15 protein-coding genes are annotated in these 14,597 nt (G+C 40.2%); 2 read left to right on the top strand and 13 right to left on the bottom strand.

Going from position 1 to position 14,597, the window contains the following annotated elements; translation table 11 throughout:
• The first annotated feature begins 157 nt into the window (after nucleotides 1–157).
• The gene (locus BP74_RS03355; protein WP_496371070.1) at nucleotides 158–2,908 is read left to right on the top strand and encodes a M16 family metallopeptidase; all 2,751 of its coding nucleotides are present in this window, start codon (nucleotides 158–160) and stop codon (nucleotides 2,906–2,908) included.
• Nucleotides 2,909–3,267: 359 nt separating this feature from the next.
• Here the strand turns inward: BP74_RS03355 and BP74_RS03350 are convergent, their stop codons facing one another.
• The 10 genes from BP74_RS03350 to BP74_RS03305 all read right to left on the bottom strand — a co-directional run bounded on the left by BP74_RS03350 (nucleotide 3,268) and on the right by BP74_RS03305 (nucleotide 10,202).
• Nucleotides 3,268–3,813, bottom strand: coding sequence for a hypothetical protein (locus BP74_RS03350; protein ID WP_496371069.1), 546 nt, complete (start codon nucleotides 3,811–3,813; stop codon nucleotides 3,268–3,270).
• A 38-nt stretch (nucleotides 3,814–3,851) separates the two neighbouring features.
• On the bottom strand, nucleotides 3,852–4,058 hold the full coding sequence (locus BP74_RS03345; protein ID WP_496371067.1) for a dodecin family protein: 207 nt from the start codon (nucleotides 4,056–4,058) through the stop codon (nucleotides 3,852–3,854).
• A gap of 198 nt (nucleotides 4,059–4,256) precedes the next feature.
• On the bottom strand, nucleotides 4,257–4,760 hold the full coding sequence (locus tag BP74_RS03340; protein WP_496371065.1) for a DUF4382 domain-containing protein: 504 nt from the start codon (nucleotides 4,758–4,760) through the stop codon (nucleotides 4,257–4,259).
• 139 nt (nucleotides 4,761–4,899) lie between these two features.
• Nucleotides 4,900–5,889 (bottom strand): aldo/keto reductase, encoded by a 990-nt coding sequence (locus BP74_RS03335; RefSeq protein ID WP_496371063.1) that lies wholly within the window; start codon nucleotides 5,887–5,889, stop codon nucleotides 4,900–4,902.
• Nucleotides 5,816–7,228 carry a serine hydrolase gene (locus BP74_RS03330; protein WP_496371061.1) on the bottom strand — a complete coding sequence of 471 codons (1,413 nt, stop codon included), beginning with the start codon at nucleotides 7,226–7,228 and terminating at the stop codon, nucleotides 5,816–5,818. The genes BP74_RS03335 and BP74_RS03330 overlap by 74 nt, the downstream gene beginning before the upstream one ends.
• 20 nt (nucleotides 7,229–7,248) lie before the next feature.
• The gene (locus BP74_RS03325) at nucleotides 7,249–7,548 is read right to left on the bottom strand and encodes a chaperone modulator CbpM (RefSeq protein WP_496371059.1); all 300 of its coding nucleotides are present in this window, start codon (nucleotides 7,546–7,548) and stop codon (nucleotides 7,249–7,251) included.
• Between the two features lie 5 nt (nucleotides 7,549–7,553).
• Nucleotides 7,554–8,447 (bottom strand): DnaJ C-terminal domain-containing protein, encoded by an 894-nt coding sequence (locus BP74_RS03320; protein ID WP_496371057.1) that lies wholly within the window; start codon nucleotides 8,445–8,447, stop codon nucleotides 7,554–7,556.
• Between the two features lie 108 nt (nucleotides 8,448–8,555).
• Nucleotides 8,556–9,119, bottom strand: a complete 564-nt coding sequence (locus tag BP74_RS03315) for a GNAT family N-acetyltransferase (RefSeq protein WP_496371056.1) — start codon at nucleotides 9,117–9,119, stop codon at nucleotides 8,556–8,558.
• A gap of 19 nt (nucleotides 9,120–9,138) precedes the next feature.
• Complete coding sequence (locus BP74_RS03310; RefSeq protein ID WP_496371054.1) at nucleotides 9,139–9,510, bottom strand: nuclear transport factor 2 family protein; 372 nt, start codon at nucleotides 9,508–9,510, stop codon at nucleotides 9,139–9,141.
• A gap of 23 nt (nucleotides 9,511–9,533) precedes the next feature.
• Nucleotides 9,534–10,202, bottom strand: a complete 669-nt coding sequence (locus tag BP74_RS03305; protein WP_496371052.1) for an HAD family hydrolase — start codon at nucleotides 10,200–10,202, stop codon at nucleotides 9,534–9,536.
• A 195-nt stretch (nucleotides 10,203–10,397) separates the two neighbouring features.
• Here BP74_RS03305 and BP74_RS03300 point away from each other — a divergent pair, with 195 nt between their 5' ends.
• Nucleotides 10,398–11,054, top strand: a complete 657-nt coding sequence (locus BP74_RS03300; RefSeq protein ID WP_496371050.1) for a TMEM175 family protein — start codon at nucleotides 10,398–10,400, stop codon at nucleotides 11,052–11,054.
• Nucleotides 11,055–11,102: 48 nt separating this feature from the next.
• Here the strand turns inward: BP74_RS03300 and BP74_RS03295 are convergent, their stop codons facing one another.
• The 3 genes from BP74_RS03295 to BP74_RS03285 form a co-directional block, all read right to left on the bottom strand.
• Nucleotides 11,103–11,693 (bottom strand): DsbA family protein, encoded by a 591-nt coding sequence (locus BP74_RS03295; protein WP_496371048.1) that lies wholly within the window; start codon nucleotides 11,691–11,693, stop codon nucleotides 11,103–11,105.
• 29 nt (nucleotides 11,694–11,722) lie between these two features.
• On the bottom strand, nucleotides 11,723–12,112 hold the full coding sequence (locus BP74_RS03290) for a hypothetical protein (RefSeq protein WP_496371046.1): 390 nt from the start codon (nucleotides 12,110–12,112) through the stop codon (nucleotides 11,723–11,725).
• A gap of 303 nt (nucleotides 12,113–12,415) precedes the next feature.
• Nucleotides 12,416–14,023, bottom strand: coding sequence for an OmpA family protein (locus BP74_RS03285; protein ID WP_496371044.1), 1,608 nt, complete (start codon nucleotides 14,021–14,023; stop codon nucleotides 12,416–12,418).
• Nucleotides 14,024–14,597: the final 574 nt, after the last annotated feature.

Below are 14,597 nucleotides of genomic sequence, written 5' to 3'. Positions count from 1 at the left end.
TCATATTGTTTTAAAGTGAGAAAATAAATAATAGCAATGGGAAGCAAAAAGCATGCATAATTCTTATCCTTTATACCAGGACTTAAAAATCCGGATTGAAAAGCCGCATAATTAATTAAATTTAATAATAGAACGCATAACCATAAAACTACAGATTATGAGATCATCCTTCCTGGTGGCAGCATTGCTGCTTTCCTCTGTTTATTCAATGGCTCAAACCATAAAAAAACAATATCCTGATATAGATATTCCCTACAAGAAGTTCGTCCTTGACAATGGTCTTACTTTAATAGTTCATGAGGATCATAAAGCACCCGTAGCAGCCTTTAATATATGGTATCACGTAGGTTCTAAAAATGAAAAGGCCGGAAAAACAGGTTTCGCTCATTTGTTTGAACATTTGATGTTCAATGGAAGTGAACATTATAATAAGGATTATTTCCAGTTGATGGAATCCATTGGAGCTACAGATCTAAATGGAACTACCAATGAGGACAGAACCAATTACTTTGAAACGTTCCCTGTAAGTGCCCTGGATAAAGTTTTATGGGCAGAGAGTGACCGTATGGGTTATTTGCTTGGTGTTATTGATTCAGCACGCTTAAATGAGCAGCGGGGAGTGGTGCAGAATGAAAAAAGGCAATGGGAGAACCAGCCTTATGCAATAGCTGATGAATTAACAGTGAAAAGTACTTATCCCGCTGGTCATCCCTATTCATGGACAGTTATTGGCTCAATGGAAGACCTGAATGCAGCATCACTGGATGATGTAAAAGAATGGTTTAAAAAATACTATGGTCCAAATAACGCTATCGTTGTCATTGCAGGTGATGTGAACACCAATGAGGTCGTTGAAAAAGTAAAACATTATTTTGGAGATATCCCTGCCAGTCCTCCCATTGCAAAGCATACCGCATGGGTCACCAAAATGACCGGGCGGCACTACCAGGTAGCACAGGACAGGGTGCCCCAGGCGAGGATCCAAAAGACATGGAATATTCCCGGTTACGGAACAAAGGAAGGCACCTACCTGGAATTATTAAGAAGTATACTGGCAGATGGAAAAACCTCAAGGTTATATAAGCGCCTGGTCTACGATGACCAGGTTACCAGTAATGTCTATGCCTATACGGCTCAAAGAGAAATAGGAGGTCAGCTGTTTATCGTGGCTGATGCAAAGCCTGGCATTGAGCTCTCCCGGGTTGAAAATATAATTGATGAGGAATTGCACAGGGTTTTACAACAAGGTATTACTCCGGCTGAACTGGAACGGGCTAAAACACGCCAATTTGCCAATTTTGTTAAAGGACTGGAACGTATTGGTGGTTTTGGAGGAAAATCGGATGTACTGGCACAGAATGAAACCTTTTCAGGAAGTGCGGATCATTATAAGCAGGTTTTACAATGGATGAAGGAAGCCACTACAGCAGATATAAAAAAACAAGCGGCTGACTGGATAGCTGATGGTGATTATGTGCTGCATATTTTACCATTTGGTGAGTTTAAAAACACGGCAAGTTCATTAAACAGGAATGAACAACCTGCGCTTGGAAAAGAAGTGGTGGTTCAGTTTCCTGAAACAAAGCAATTCAAATTGAGTAATGGACTTAATGTGTACCTGGTTGAACGTAATTCAGTACCTGTTGTAAATATATCATTAATGGTGAACGCAGGTTATGCTGCAGATCAAAAAGATCTGGCAGGACTGGCCTCCATGGTTGGTAAAATGATGAAAGAAGGAACGGCAACGCGAAGTTCCCTCCAGATTAGTGACCAGGCGGATGATATGGGAGCATCTATATATAGCTATTCAGATCTTGATAATTCATACCTGGACCTATCTGCCTTGAAGACAAATCTTGATGGTTCATTGAGTTTATATGCTGATGTTTTACAGAATCCCTCTTTTCCCCTGAAGGATTTCGAACGTGTTCAAAAAGAACAAATATTAAATATCAAACAGGAAGAGGCCCAGCCTTTTGCCATGGGGCTTCGGGTGTTGCCTGAATTATTATATGGAAAGGACCATGCTTATAGCAATCCACTTACAGGTTCAGGCACTGAAGCTTCGGTTGCTAAAATGACAAGGAATGATTTACTAAACTTTCATAAAACCTGGTATGCGCCTAACAATGCAACCCTGGTAGTGGTAGGAGATATCAAGGAAAATGAATTAAAAAGTAAACTGGAGACAAAACTAAGTTCCTGGAAGCCATCCAATGTTCCGCAAAAAAATATCAAAGACATTGCTATTGCTGACAAACCTACCGTTTATATCATGGATAAGCCTGAAGCGCTTCAATCTATCATACTTGCCGCAGAGATCAGCACTACCGGGAGTGATAAGGATTACGAAGCCATAAAGATGATGAACAAAATACTGGGGGGTGAATTTACCTCGAGGGTAAATATGAACCTTAGGGAAGATAAACATTGGTCTTATGGTTCAGGCTCTGTGAATATTGATGCAAAAGGACCTGGATTCTTTGCGGTGTACGCTCCCGTGCAAACAGATAAGACAAAGGAATCTATTATGGAACTGCAAAAGGAATTGACTGACTATATTGCTTCAAAACCAGCTACAGCGGCGGAGTTTTCAAAAGTTAAGGTAAATAGCGTTATGCAACTTCCTGGTATCTGGGAAACAAATGGGTCTGTAATGTCTTCACTCAAAGAAGCAATCAATTATGGAAGGGGGGCAGAATATCTTAAAACCTATCCGGCTTTATTACAAAATATGACACTGGACCAGGTTCAGAAGGCGGCAGGGAAAGTGGTAAAACCTAATAACCTTATATGGGTGATAGTAGGAGATAAGGTCAAAATTGAAAAAGGCATTCACGAATTAAATATTGGTACCGTACATTATCTTACTCCACAGGGTAAACCTATAGCCAGGCCAATGTAAGCAACATGGCTTAATACCAATGAATCAACAAGAGGGCAGTTTTATCAATAGCCCTCTTGTTTATGCAGGACTATTGATCAATATGTATAGTGTTAACAGAACAAAGGAAAGGAATAGTAAAGAGAGGAAAAATGTACGTACAATGGAAGCAGATGGCAAGCTGCTTAGCCTCTTTAGTTGGGTTTTCATGAGATCAAATTGTTTTTATTAGGATGAATGGATAATCAAGATAATACAATCATTTGTATTTCCAAATAAGGTAACCGGCCATAAGCTATTTTTTTTGACCTTTACTGAATACTACTTAGTATAAATTAAAAAACCAGCCTAATGGCTGGTTTTCCTATGATTATTCCCTTTCATTTAAATAATCCTTTCACGGTATCCATAACCCCACCGCCTGAAAACATGGACTTCAGATCCTGAAGATCTACATCTCCATCACCATCTTTATCCAGTTTTCCACCTCCAAAACGGTTTAACATACCCTTGATATCAATACCGCCTGTTTTACCACCACTGAGCTGGTTAAAAATACTTTGTAAATCAAAACTGTTATCGGCAGGATCGGCTGCTTTAGACGCCAGTTGATTCATCGTGCCAGGCACTACTTGCTCTGCTACTGTTTGAGCCTGCGTAGGATCAAGGCCTAATTTATTTTGAAGGTCCTGGGCATAATTTCCTGTTGCTTGTTGAACCAGGCCCGGAGCGGCAGAACCACCTCCTTTAAAAAAGCCCATTACCTCATTCAGTTGCCCCCCTGAAAGTGCTCCCTGTAAAGTAGCTAATATTGAGTTTCCGGCTGTTTGTGCTGCTTCCTGGCTCTTGTCAGCTGGTATTGCAGGATTATTTTGAATAACGTTTCCTGATTGCTCGCGTACGAGATTGATAAGATTTTCTAGCATAATGTATATAATTAATAAAAAAAGAATACAGGTTACAATCAACTTTTATCTACACGGAATGATACTTTGCATATAACTCCATAGGATGCAAGTTTTCCATCTTTTACATGGACTTTGAAATCCTTTACGTAAATAGAGTCGATATTGTGAACTGTTTTGGATACTTCATCCAGGCAATTTTTAATGGCATCGTCGAAGCTGGTCTCAGAGGAGGCAATTACTTCGATCACTTTTACAATAGGCATGGTTAAGGTTTAAGAGTGATATAATTATTAACCTTCAAAAGTTACGTACTATTAAGGGGTTTGTGAAAAATATTAAAGGCCTCCTTACAGGAGCATTTTTGCATATACTATACCTGCAGTGCAAATAACTAAAGGACAGGCCTATCCTAAAAAGAAAACCCGCCAACTGGCGGGTTTTCTTTTTGCTGACAATGCAATTTATTTCAATTTAATCACGGGCATTAATTTATAGGCACCATTTTGTTCTTTCACGGAAAGCGATGCATCAAAATCAAGCACAAAAGTATTTAAAGATTCACCTAATTCTTTGTCAATCTTGATCTTAAGACCGGAGTCTTCAGCACTAGGCGTTTGCAGGTCATGGCGGATGCCACCAACCACTACATAATTATCAGAGCCAAGAATAAAACGTATTTCTTTTAATATGCCTGCAGGTACATTGTCCTGGGCAATAATGGTGGTTACACCGTTTTGAAGGTCAAGCAGGTTCACAGTAGTGTCTTTTGCCTGTACATTGATCCAGCTGTCTTCATCCGTATTCATTTTTACTCTCATTCCCTGGATATGAATGTTGACAGAGTCATAGGCTGCAGGGTTATCAGTTAGAAGCAACTTGATAGGAACGGTTTTTTCACTCTTACTGCAAGACATTACAAGGAAGCCCATTAACAGTGTAAAGGAGATTAAGGTCAGTGTTTTCATGGGATTGGTTGTTTTATGTAAAACTAAACCAGCTTTTATGCAAAGGCAAATGGAATGATGTTTAAATTTGAAATATCCATCCCCAATAGTATTTAACACAAGTAAAACTACCTAACGGGTATGTACAATCCTTTATAAATTAACGGTCAACCGATGTCATTGCGGATTCAGGATACCTTAGCCCTGCGGCCGCACCCCTGGGAGCAATGGCGTCTATTTCTTTCAATTCTTCCGGGCTTATGGAAACTTCCAGCGCTCCCACATTTTCCTGCAGGTATTTAATATGTTTGGTTCCTGGTATAGGGAAAATATGGTCGCCCTGGGCCAATACCCAGGCCAATGCCAGCTGGGATGCGGTGCATCCTTTTTTACTTGCTAAAGCTTCAATCTTTTGAACCAGTTGCAAATTCTTATCAAAGTTTTCACCCTGGAACCTTGGTGAAAAGCGCCTGTAATCTCCTGGTTCAAAATCTTCAAACTTTTTGATTTGCCCGGTCAGGAATCCTCTTCCCAACGGGCTATATGCTACAAATGCGATTCCCAATTCACGACAGGTTTGCAAAATTTCATCCTCCGGCTCCCGGGTCCATAAGGAATATTCAGATTGCAGCGCTGTAATTGGGTGTACGGAATGCGCCTTACGTAGTGTATCAGCGTTTACCTCACTCAAACCAATCCCCCTGATTTTTCCTTCCTGCACCAGTTGAGACATGGCTCCAACGGTAACTTCAATAGGGGTATCCGGATCTTTCCTGTGCAGGTAATAAAGATCAATAACCTCAACTTCCAGTCTTTTAAGACTGTTTTCGCAGGAGCTACGTACATACTCCGGTGTCCCATTGATTCCTCTGCGGGAAGGATCATTTGGATCTCTTACAATTCCGAATTTTGTGGCCAGTGTGCAATGCTTCCTGAATGGTTTGATGGCCTTCCCAACCAGGATTTCATTGGTATAAGGTCCATACATATCAGCAGTGTCAAAAAAAGTGATCCCTAATTCGTAGGCTTGCTGAATGACCCTCGTAGATTCCTCGTCATTCCTGCTCCCATAAAAATCACTCATGCCCATGCAGCCCAACCCTAAGGCTGATGCTTCTATTCCCTGGCTTCCTAATGGTTTTATTTGCATTGCATTCTTTTTCTGAAGGTACAACCGTTAAAAAAAATAATACCTGATGAGCCCGAAAATGAAAATGGTATCCATTGCCAGGATCAGGTTCATCAAAGGGAGTGGTTAGCTTTTCAGCAGGGAAAACAGGAATATATTTTCTTTTTCTTTCTTTTTCCAAATTGTAGATCACCTGGTAAAGATCTTTGAAGAAAGGATAGCCCACTTCGTTGTATTCATATGTATCATCGTTCAAAATGCCATCCCTGTTAACATATATCACAGCGCTTAACATAAATTCAATACCATTTTGGCTATCTGTCACATAGGCTGCATCTGTTAAAAATCCATAAGACCAACCGGGTTTATTATAGATGTGGATAAAGGCAGGTGGCTTTTCTTTTCCGGCTTTAAAGAAAAATTTGGCATAGCTGTCAAAATACTCTGTAGTGTCATAAGAAGGAAATTGACTTTCCCCGGGATAGGCTGACATATAATGATAAAGAAAAGAAAGATCTTCTTCCGAAAGATTAAATCTTTTCTTTTTGGGCAGGGAATGTGGGAACATTACAGATTGCAGCATCTGTTGAAGGTCTTCTAAGGGAAGGTTATTATGCGTAGTAAAATCCATAGGTGTATGTATCAGGCTATCCTGCCAGTTGTAATGGGCATTTCCTATGAATATTTTTTTAGTAAAATCAAAGGAGTAAAGACTATAGGCAGGTGGTTGCAGGTACACTGGTTTTCCATCTTTGATAAATCTTATTGCATTTGTATGCTTGTTCTCCTCTTCGTTCATAGGCACAAATCGTCTTGTAATACGCACCTTCTTATAGCCTTTCTTTTGTAATGTCTCATTCAGTTCCTGTTGGCCAACAAATTCATATAACCGGTTATAGGCATCATTATCACTGACAAGGAATATCTTTTTGATGTACTGTGCCACGGATGGCAATCCATTGACAGATGTGGTATCTTTTAAAACACTGGTTTGACCCGGGTACGAACTATCAGTAAGCATGATCGTATTTCTGTCAATGCCCTGGTTGCTAAGCTTATTTAGTTTTTCCAGGGCTGCCAGTGCAGTGGGCAGTTTTACTGTGGAAGCCGGGTTAAAATAGCGGTGGCGGTCAACATTGACATAGTAATTTTTAAAATGTGGTTTGTTATGCCGATCCCTGTTTATCTGTGTATAGATAACCTGGTATTGAAAACTATCAGGGTTTGAGAGGACATGGCGTAACAGGGGTGCACCCTTACTTTCCAGGAGATTGTGTAGCCAATGGTCATTTTTTACCTGGCCGAAAGAAGGAAAGTTACAAAACAAAATCAGTAAGAGTAGTAAACGGGAATAGATCATCAGGCTAATATCCTAAAAAATCACTCTCCTGCTTCATACAAGCGTAACCGGTTGCGAACTATTGCCAGGTCTTGTTGTAGCGAATGCATCTGTTGTAATAAATGATGAATGGCATCAATGCCTTCCAGGTTAATATTCAGATCATAATGTAAGCGAACCATTTTTTCCACTTCTTCCAATTGATCTTCGTCTATATAGCCTGTACCTTCCATGGTATGTAGTTCCAGCAATCCATATTCCTGGAGGGAATCAATAAATGATATCTCTATATTATGATGAATGCAAAACTCTTGTGCCGGTATCAGGTTTTCATTTGCCATGACCTTCATTTAAGTTGAGATAATTGTGTAAACAACTCTTTTTCTTTTTCAGAAAGCTGAGTGGGAAGTTTTACCTGGTAGGTTACATACAAATCACCATGCTGGCCTTCCTGCCTGTACACTGGAAACCCTTTGTCTTTTAGCCTGACCTTTGTTCCATTTTGAGTGCCAGGCGCCACTTTCAGTTTCACCTTACCATTCAATGTATCGATCATTACTTCTCCACCCAATACCATGGTATATAGGTCCACATGCTCTGTGGTGTACAAATCACTTCCCAGCCTTTTAAACCTGGTGTCTTCCTTTATTTTAAAAGTAATATATAGGTCACCTGCAGGTCCTCCATTTCGACCAGGGGCACCATGACCTTTGAGTTTGATCTTCTGGTCATTTTCCACTCCCGCATGAATGGTGATACGGATATTTTTACCGTTGACTGTAAGGGTTTGCTGATGGGTGGTAGCCGCCTCTTTCAGACTTAAATGCAGTTCTGCTTCATAGTCCTGGCCCTTAAATCCTTTTTGACCTCTTTGTGATCTGCTGCCTCCACCAAACATAGATGTAAAGAAATCAGAAAAATCTGTGTCACCAAAATCCCCCGAAAATTCATGACCTGCACCAGCATATTGTTGTTGTTGCCGTTGGTGCTGCCTTGCCTGTTCAAATTGTTCAGCATGTTGCCAGTCTTTACCATACTGGTCATACTTTTTTCTTTTCTCAGGATCACTCAGCACTTCATTGGCTTCATTGATTTGTTGAAATTTTTTGTGGGCTTCCTTATCGTTTGGATTAAGGTCGGGATGGTGTTTTCTTGCCAGCTTACGATATGCTTTTTTGATATCCTCAGTACCGGCATTTTTGTCCAGGCCCAATATCTTATAATAATCTACAAATTCCATGTTGCCATTATCGACATCAAATAATATACCCTTATAAAATTAGGCAAGGTTCTGCAAGTAGAGGTATAGATAAAAAATAAATTTTGATGCGGCACGAAATCGTAAGGTTCAGAACCTTTCTAAATTGGGTGCTTTTAATGAAAAAACTACGTTGTCTTTTTCCTTTTCCTCTTTTGTCATTTTACCGTATGCTTTCATATCTACCACAAAACCATTTCTTTCCAGTATTTTGATGGAAGCAAGGTTTTCTTTAAGGGTGAAGGCTTCAATGGTTTGTAAATGCATCATAGTAAAACCATATTCAATCACGCTGGCCATTGCTTGCTGCATTAATCCCCTGCCCTGGAAATCAGGGAGTAATTCATAACCTATTTCAGCACTGCATTCCAGTACAGATAGATTCCATAAACAAATAGTTCCAATCAACCTGAGGTTATTTTTAAGCTGCAAACCCCAATAGATCGCTGCATTGTTGCTAATGTTATTATTGATAAGATCAATAAAGGAAAGCGCATCTTCCAACGAGGTAGCTTTATTACGGTCTACATACCTGTTTACCTGTTCATTGCTTCGCAATTCCAGTATCTCAGGAGCATCACTTATAGCTAACTGTCTTAACAGCAGGTTTTCAGTAACCAGTACAGGAAATGGAGAAAATTGAAATGAGTTCATGTAATTGATACCTATTTTTTTATTGAACTGTCAATGGCCCGGTGCCATGACGTGAAACCTCCTGCCACTTTCCATTTTGATGCACCCAAACATCTGTGAGCATAAATAAGCCACTCCAATCTTTTTCACCTACCGAGGCTACCTGCTCCACAGTAGCATTTACTACTGCCGTATTTCCATATATCCGCACTTTGATTTCCTTCCATGTAAAAGATTTGCATGTAAAAGGGCCGGAAGCATTGTTGATCCATTCAGTTTTTTCCATTAAGTACCCCCTGGCACTGCTTAACAAAAAATCATCGGATAATATCTCTCTGAAGACTGAAACATCCCTGGCTATCCAGGCATCCATCCATTCTTTTTCCCTGGAAATGATCTCTGATCCCTGCATAAATTATGAGTGCTTTTAAATTTTTACAAACCGGAAGTTACCTGTTCAAAGCTGTTTTCCTCCACAACCAATTCAGAAAAATCTTTTATCAATATATCTGCACCAGATAGTTCTTCGGCCTGGTGGGTTGTCAGTACACCAACTACTTTCATACCTGCAGCTTTAGCAGAATTGATACCAACCACAGCATCTTCGAATACCAGGCATTCGGCAGGTGAGACCTTCAACAGTTCCGCGGTTTTTATATAGATCTCGGGGTCAGGCTTTCCTTTGTATATATGGGCTGAATTTACGATCACGTCAAAATAGGAACGTATAGGAATGTGTTCGAATAAAAAATCAATATTTACCTGGATACCCGAGGTAGCAATGGCCATAGGAATAGATAATGATCTCAGCTTTTCCAATAGTTGCAGCAGCCCGGGTACCGGCTTGATGTAAGGTGCATAAAGCTCCCTGTAAATGGCTTCTTTTTCATGTGCATATTTCATGGCTTCCTTATCATCCATTTTACGCTGGTAGATATATTCAATGACATCCTTATTGGTTCGGCCATTCACATTGGCCTTATATTCTTCTTCTGTCATTTCCCGGTTCTTATCTTTCAGGTATTGTAGCCACGATTGCAGGTGATAGGTATTATTATCGATCAGGGTGCCATCCAGGTCAAATATCGCTGCGTTCACTTTCATGCTTTTTCCTCTTTTAATGGCAAAGATGGTAAATAATGGTTGTTACATTAAACTGTCACCGGGAGCAGAAGTTTGATTTAATTGGAAGGGTATACAGGAAGGTATAAATTCTGTAAATTACCTGGTTATTTGAAGGTAACTGAAACCTCTTTAGTGCCAGGTGCCTCAAACAATAAAATATAACTGCAAAATACTATGGCAAGGGTTGCAATGAGAAAAGGAAGACTCGAAGCTTTTAGTGATGGGGTTTTAGCTATTATCATTACCATTATGGTATTGGAAATGAAAGTGCCACATGCTGATACTTTACAGTCATTGCAGCCATTGATCCCCGTTTTTATCAGTTATGTTTTAAGCTTCGTTTATATTGGAATTTACTGGAACAACCATCATCATATGATGCATGCGGCCCAGCACGTCAATGGAGCTGTATTGTGGGCTAATTCTTTATTGCTTTTCTGGTTGTCACTTGTACCATTTGTAACTGCCTGGATGGGAGAAAATCATTTCAGTACCTGGCCTGTCATACTATATGGGATCGTCCTGCTCATGGCCGCTATTTCCTATACTATACTGGCGCATAATTTAACCCTATTGCACGGTAAGAATTCCTTGTTTTCAAGATCCCTTGGATCAGATAAAAAGGGTAAGATGTCTATGTTGATTTACCTTACTGGGATCTGCCTCAGTTTTATACAACCTTTGGTGGGGTTTGGATTATATGTAGTAGTTGCCATTATCTGGTTCAGGCCCGATACACGGTTTGAAAAAGCCAGTGAAATGATTGATGACAAGGAAGGGGAGATGCCCATTGAAACAGATAGCCACAAAAAAAGCCTTCCACTGATTTAATGGAAGGCATCGATGCTTTATGAATTAAAACTGACTTTATTGAAATGATTAACCAGCTACAAGGCTTTTTTTCTTTTCCTTGGGTTTAGCAGCTTTACTACCTAGTTCCTTTACCAAATCATTGATGTATGACTTGAAATTTTTGAGGTTAGGCTCTTTGTCAAAGCGTTTGCCGTTAATAAAGAAAGCAGGTATATCCGTTACACCAAGATTCAAACCATCTTTCAGGTCATCCTGCACAAACCAGCCGTAATAACTGTTCATCAGGTGGTCAAGGAATTTTTTATCGGTAACGCCTACTTCGCGTGCATATGATTTCAGGCTGATCATACCCAGGCTCTTGCGATGACCGTACAGGTATTGGTGCATTTCCCAGAACTTTCCTTCCTGGCCTGCGCCGATGGAAGCTTCTGCCGCCTTATGTGCTTTTTGATGAAGACGTGTTAATGGGAAGTGACGGAAAACGAAATTGATCTTTCCATCATATTCTTCAAGCAGCTCGGCTATCACATCATTTGCTTTGGCACAGGCATCACTTTCATAATCTCCAAACATTACTATCTGAATGCCTGCCGATGGATTACCCGTAACGATATCTTTTGACGGAATTACAGGTACTACTTCTTTTTGAAACTTCATATTGTGCTTTAGTGTTTTATATTATAGTATTAGTTGGCAGAAAAGGGTGGAAGGTCTTTAAAATCTTCCTTGTTAGATGAATCCAAAACGATAAATCGTTTGATCCTTTGTGATTTCTGGTAATCAAATACCTCGAGCATTTTTGCTTTCAACTCCTGCAGGGATTCTCCTTCATAATGTACCAGTTCTATATCTGATAATAAAATAGGAAGAACCACTGAAAGCTTTTTGACATCGATATCATTATTGGTATTATCTATCACTGCCATATCAAAATGCTGGTTGTTCGCCATTTCGATGGCTTTTTCTTCATTGTCAGCAAAAAAAGCCTCCATATTGGCAGGCATTGCTGTCAAGCCAGATAAGAGGGCGTTGGTGCCAGGGTCTGATATGATCAATATATGTTTGCTATGCTTCATGGTTTTTATTGCTTAGGTCATTAAAAAAAGGTCTTTTTCGCTTGGGGCCACAGGATGATCCTGTTTTGCAAGGCCATAAGGCCAGTTTTGGGAAGTTTGAGAGGGTCTGGACTCCCTTTCCTATGCAAAGAGCGTGCAATGTAAGTTTTACTATCGTTCCGTCATGCTTTTATGTGATTCAATGCCCCTATGGCGGCCAATAATATGTTAAAAGGTGACCATAAGTCATTTAAACTGAGGGTAATTCGCTTATTGTTAAAAATATAAAAGGCCCTTTAGGCCTTTTGTAGTATACGGGATTATTTAATTCTTAAGGATTTTAAATTCTACCCTTCGGTTGAGCTGCCGGTTCTCGTCAGTGTCATTAGGAACCACTGGTTTGGTTTCTCCATAACCCTGTGAAGTGATCCTGCTGGTAGCAATTCCTTTAGATAGGATATATTCCATCACCGATCTTGCCCTGTTGTCACTCAACTTGAAATTATAGTCATCCGAACCATAGCTGTCCGTATGGGCGCTCATCTCGATCTCGATCGCGGGATTCTCCTGGAGCAATTTCACTACCCTGTCCAGTTCTACATAGGATTCTGGTCTCAGGTTCCATTTGTCAAAATCAAAGAAAACATTGTTCAATCTTACTACCTGCCCTATTTCAATTGGTACGAGGTAAAGGTCTTTATGGATCTCTTTATAACCCGCCTTAACTAATGAATCAAGGTTCAGGTTTTCAGAAATGGCAAAGAATTTATCAGCCGTGGCCCTGATGCTATAATTTTTATCATAAGGCAATACCATTTTAAAAGCTCCATCTCCGGGGTTGGACATGCCATTGCCCGCAACAATTCCGTCCGGAAGGGTTTCGTAAACCAGCGAGGCACTAAGCGGCTGCAATGTTTTTTTATTGTAAACATTTCCACTGACCAGCACCACCGGGTCTGGCTTTTCCCTTTCCAGGAGTTTCACCCGAACAATATCGCTTTCTCCATAACCACCGTCACTGCTGGTCATGTACGCATATTCACCACCAGCATCAAGTGTAAAGAAAGCATCCCAACCAGGGGTATTGATCGGAGATCCCAGGTTCACCGGTTCGCTCCATTTTTGCCAGGTCTTATCCAGCCTTTTGGTCATCCAGATATCATTATCTCCCAGGCCACCCGGGCGGTTACTGCTAAAATATAGCGTAGCTCCATCCGATGCCAGGTAAGGCGTCATTTCATCAAATTCCGGGAGGTTGATCTTTTTGCCCAGGGTTTTGGGTTCAGTCCATGTCCCGTCTGGCATAAGAAAACATACATACAGATCGTTGTTCACCCCACCTTTTTCTTCCGTCATATATAATAATAGGGTCTGGCCGTCATGTGCCATTGTGGCACCATTTTGCCTTCCACGGTCATATTTTGCATAATTCCGGATCTTAAGCATTTCTGGAGGACTCCACCTGCCATTGGATTGACGATGGCTCATACTTACCCCATTGCCATAATAGTCCCCGTTGATAAAAGCGTTTCTTATGAGAATTCGGTTATTATCTGGTGAAACCCAATAAACAGCATTGTAGTGATAGGTATTTAATGGATACCCCATATGTCTCGCCTCGCCCCATCGACCAAAACTATCCCTCTCTGAATACCAGATATCCTGTGAATTGCGAACCGAATTGAACTTCGTATTTAGGGGATGGTTCTCACAAATAAAAAATAAAAGATTGCCATCAGCCGAAATTGTTGGCCTGAGTTCGGCCAGCTCTGAATTGATCTTCCAGCCAAGGTTTTCAATTTTAATTACAGTGGCCGCAGTGATGATATTCTCTTTTTGCGCCACCAGGGTTCCCATCGTATCAACAGATGGTTGGGCGTAAAGATTGTGGATGCTTGCAGTTAGTACAAAAAAGGACAAGACCTTTTTCATGGGGTTTGGATTTTCGGTTGGGGTGTAAAATAATAAATGATTGTAACTATTCAAACCTTTATAGATATTGCAATAGTATTTCTAATTACTATACTAATATTCAAAGACATATACATGTTAAGTGTAATTAAGCTTTAATTAAAACATTCTAGTTAATAAAGTGGGTAACATTCTGATATTGGAGTATCACTTTTATATCAACGGCCATCCAGACTAATAGGACATGGCACCCTATACCAACCATATGCTATCGATAAGCCATAGATGTCCCGGGGTTTCCCTACTTTAAACTATCGGCTTATTGTCGGGATATCTTCGGGATATCCTTTACATAAACTGGCATATACTTTAGCTTGAACCTGATGGTTAATAATCGCAACAAGAGGGATACATAAAATGTAATCGAATAAATGTTTTTTATCACCACCTCATCCAGGTTTGTCTTTTCGTATGGAGGTTATTACATCCATTCGAATGGCATACAAAAGAGAATATCCGCAGATTTATAATCAGGTAACTTATTGATTATATAATGAATAATAAAGTTGTCTAAAATAATACATCATGTATTGCC

It is taken from the genome of Flavisolibacter ginsengiterrae DSM 18136 (genome assembly GCF_059568575.1).
The sequence above is the reverse complement of the archived record's forward strand: the minus strand, read 5'-3'. Positions and strand labels throughout refer to the sequence as shown.

Excerpts from the sequence above, each read along its gene's own strand:
- BP74_RS03355 (WP_496371070.1), top strand. The coding sequence starts at position 158 with ATGAGATCATCCTTCCTGGTGGCAGCATTGCTGCTTTCCTCTGTTTAT.
- BP74_RS03350 (WP_496371069.1), bottom strand. The coding sequence starts at position 3,813 with ATGCTAGAAAATCTTATCAATCTCGTACGCGAGCAATCAGGAAACGTT.
- BP74_RS03345 (WP_496371067.1), bottom strand. The coding sequence starts at position 4,058 with ATGCCTATTGTAAAAGTGATCGAAGTAATTGCCTCCTCTGAGACCAGC.
- BP74_RS03340 (WP_496371065.1), bottom strand. The coding sequence starts at position 4,760 with ATGAAAACACTGACCTTAATCTCCTTTACACTGTTAATGGGCTTCCTT.
- BP74_RS03335 (WP_496371063.1), bottom strand. The coding sequence starts at position 5,889 with ATGCAAATAAAACCATTAGGAAGCCAGGGAATAGAAGCATCAGCCTTA.
- BP74_RS03330 (WP_496371061.1), bottom strand. The coding sequence starts at position 7,228 with ATGATCTATTCCCGTTTACTACTCTTACTGATTTTGTTTTGTAACTTT.
- BP74_RS03325 (WP_496371059.1), bottom strand. The coding sequence starts at position 7,548 with ATGGCAAATGAAAACCTGATACCGGCACAAGAGTTTTGCATTCATCAT.
- BP74_RS03320 (WP_496371057.1), bottom strand. The coding sequence starts at position 8,447 with ATGGAATTTGTAGATTATTATAAGATATTGGGCCTGGACAAAAATGCC.
- BP74_RS03315 (WP_496371056.1), bottom strand. The coding sequence starts at position 9,119 with ATGAACTCATTTCAATTTTCTCCATTTCCTGTACTGGTTACTGAAAAC.
- BP74_RS03310 (WP_496371054.1), bottom strand. The coding sequence starts at position 9,510 with ATGCAGGGATCAGAGATCATTTCCAGGGAAAAAGAATGGATGGATGCC.
- BP74_RS03305 (WP_496371052.1), bottom strand. The coding sequence starts at position 10,202 with ATGAAAGTGAACGCAGCGATATTTGACCTGGATGGCACCCTGATCGAT.
- BP74_RS03300 (WP_496371050.1), top strand. The coding sequence starts at position 10,398 with ATGGCAAGGGTTGCAATGAGAAAAGGAAGACTCGAAGCTTTTAGTGAT.
- BP74_RS03295 (WP_496371048.1), bottom strand. The coding sequence starts at position 11,693 with ATGAAGTTTCAAAAAGAAGTAGTACCTGTAATTCCGTCAAAAGATATC.
- BP74_RS03290 (WP_496371046.1), bottom strand. The coding sequence starts at position 12,112 with ATGAAGCATAGCAAACATATATTGATCATATCAGACCCTGGCACCAAC.
- BP74_RS03285 (WP_496371044.1), bottom strand. The coding sequence starts at position 14,023 with ATGAAAAAGGTCTTGTCCTTTTTTGTACTAACTGCAAGCATCCACAAT.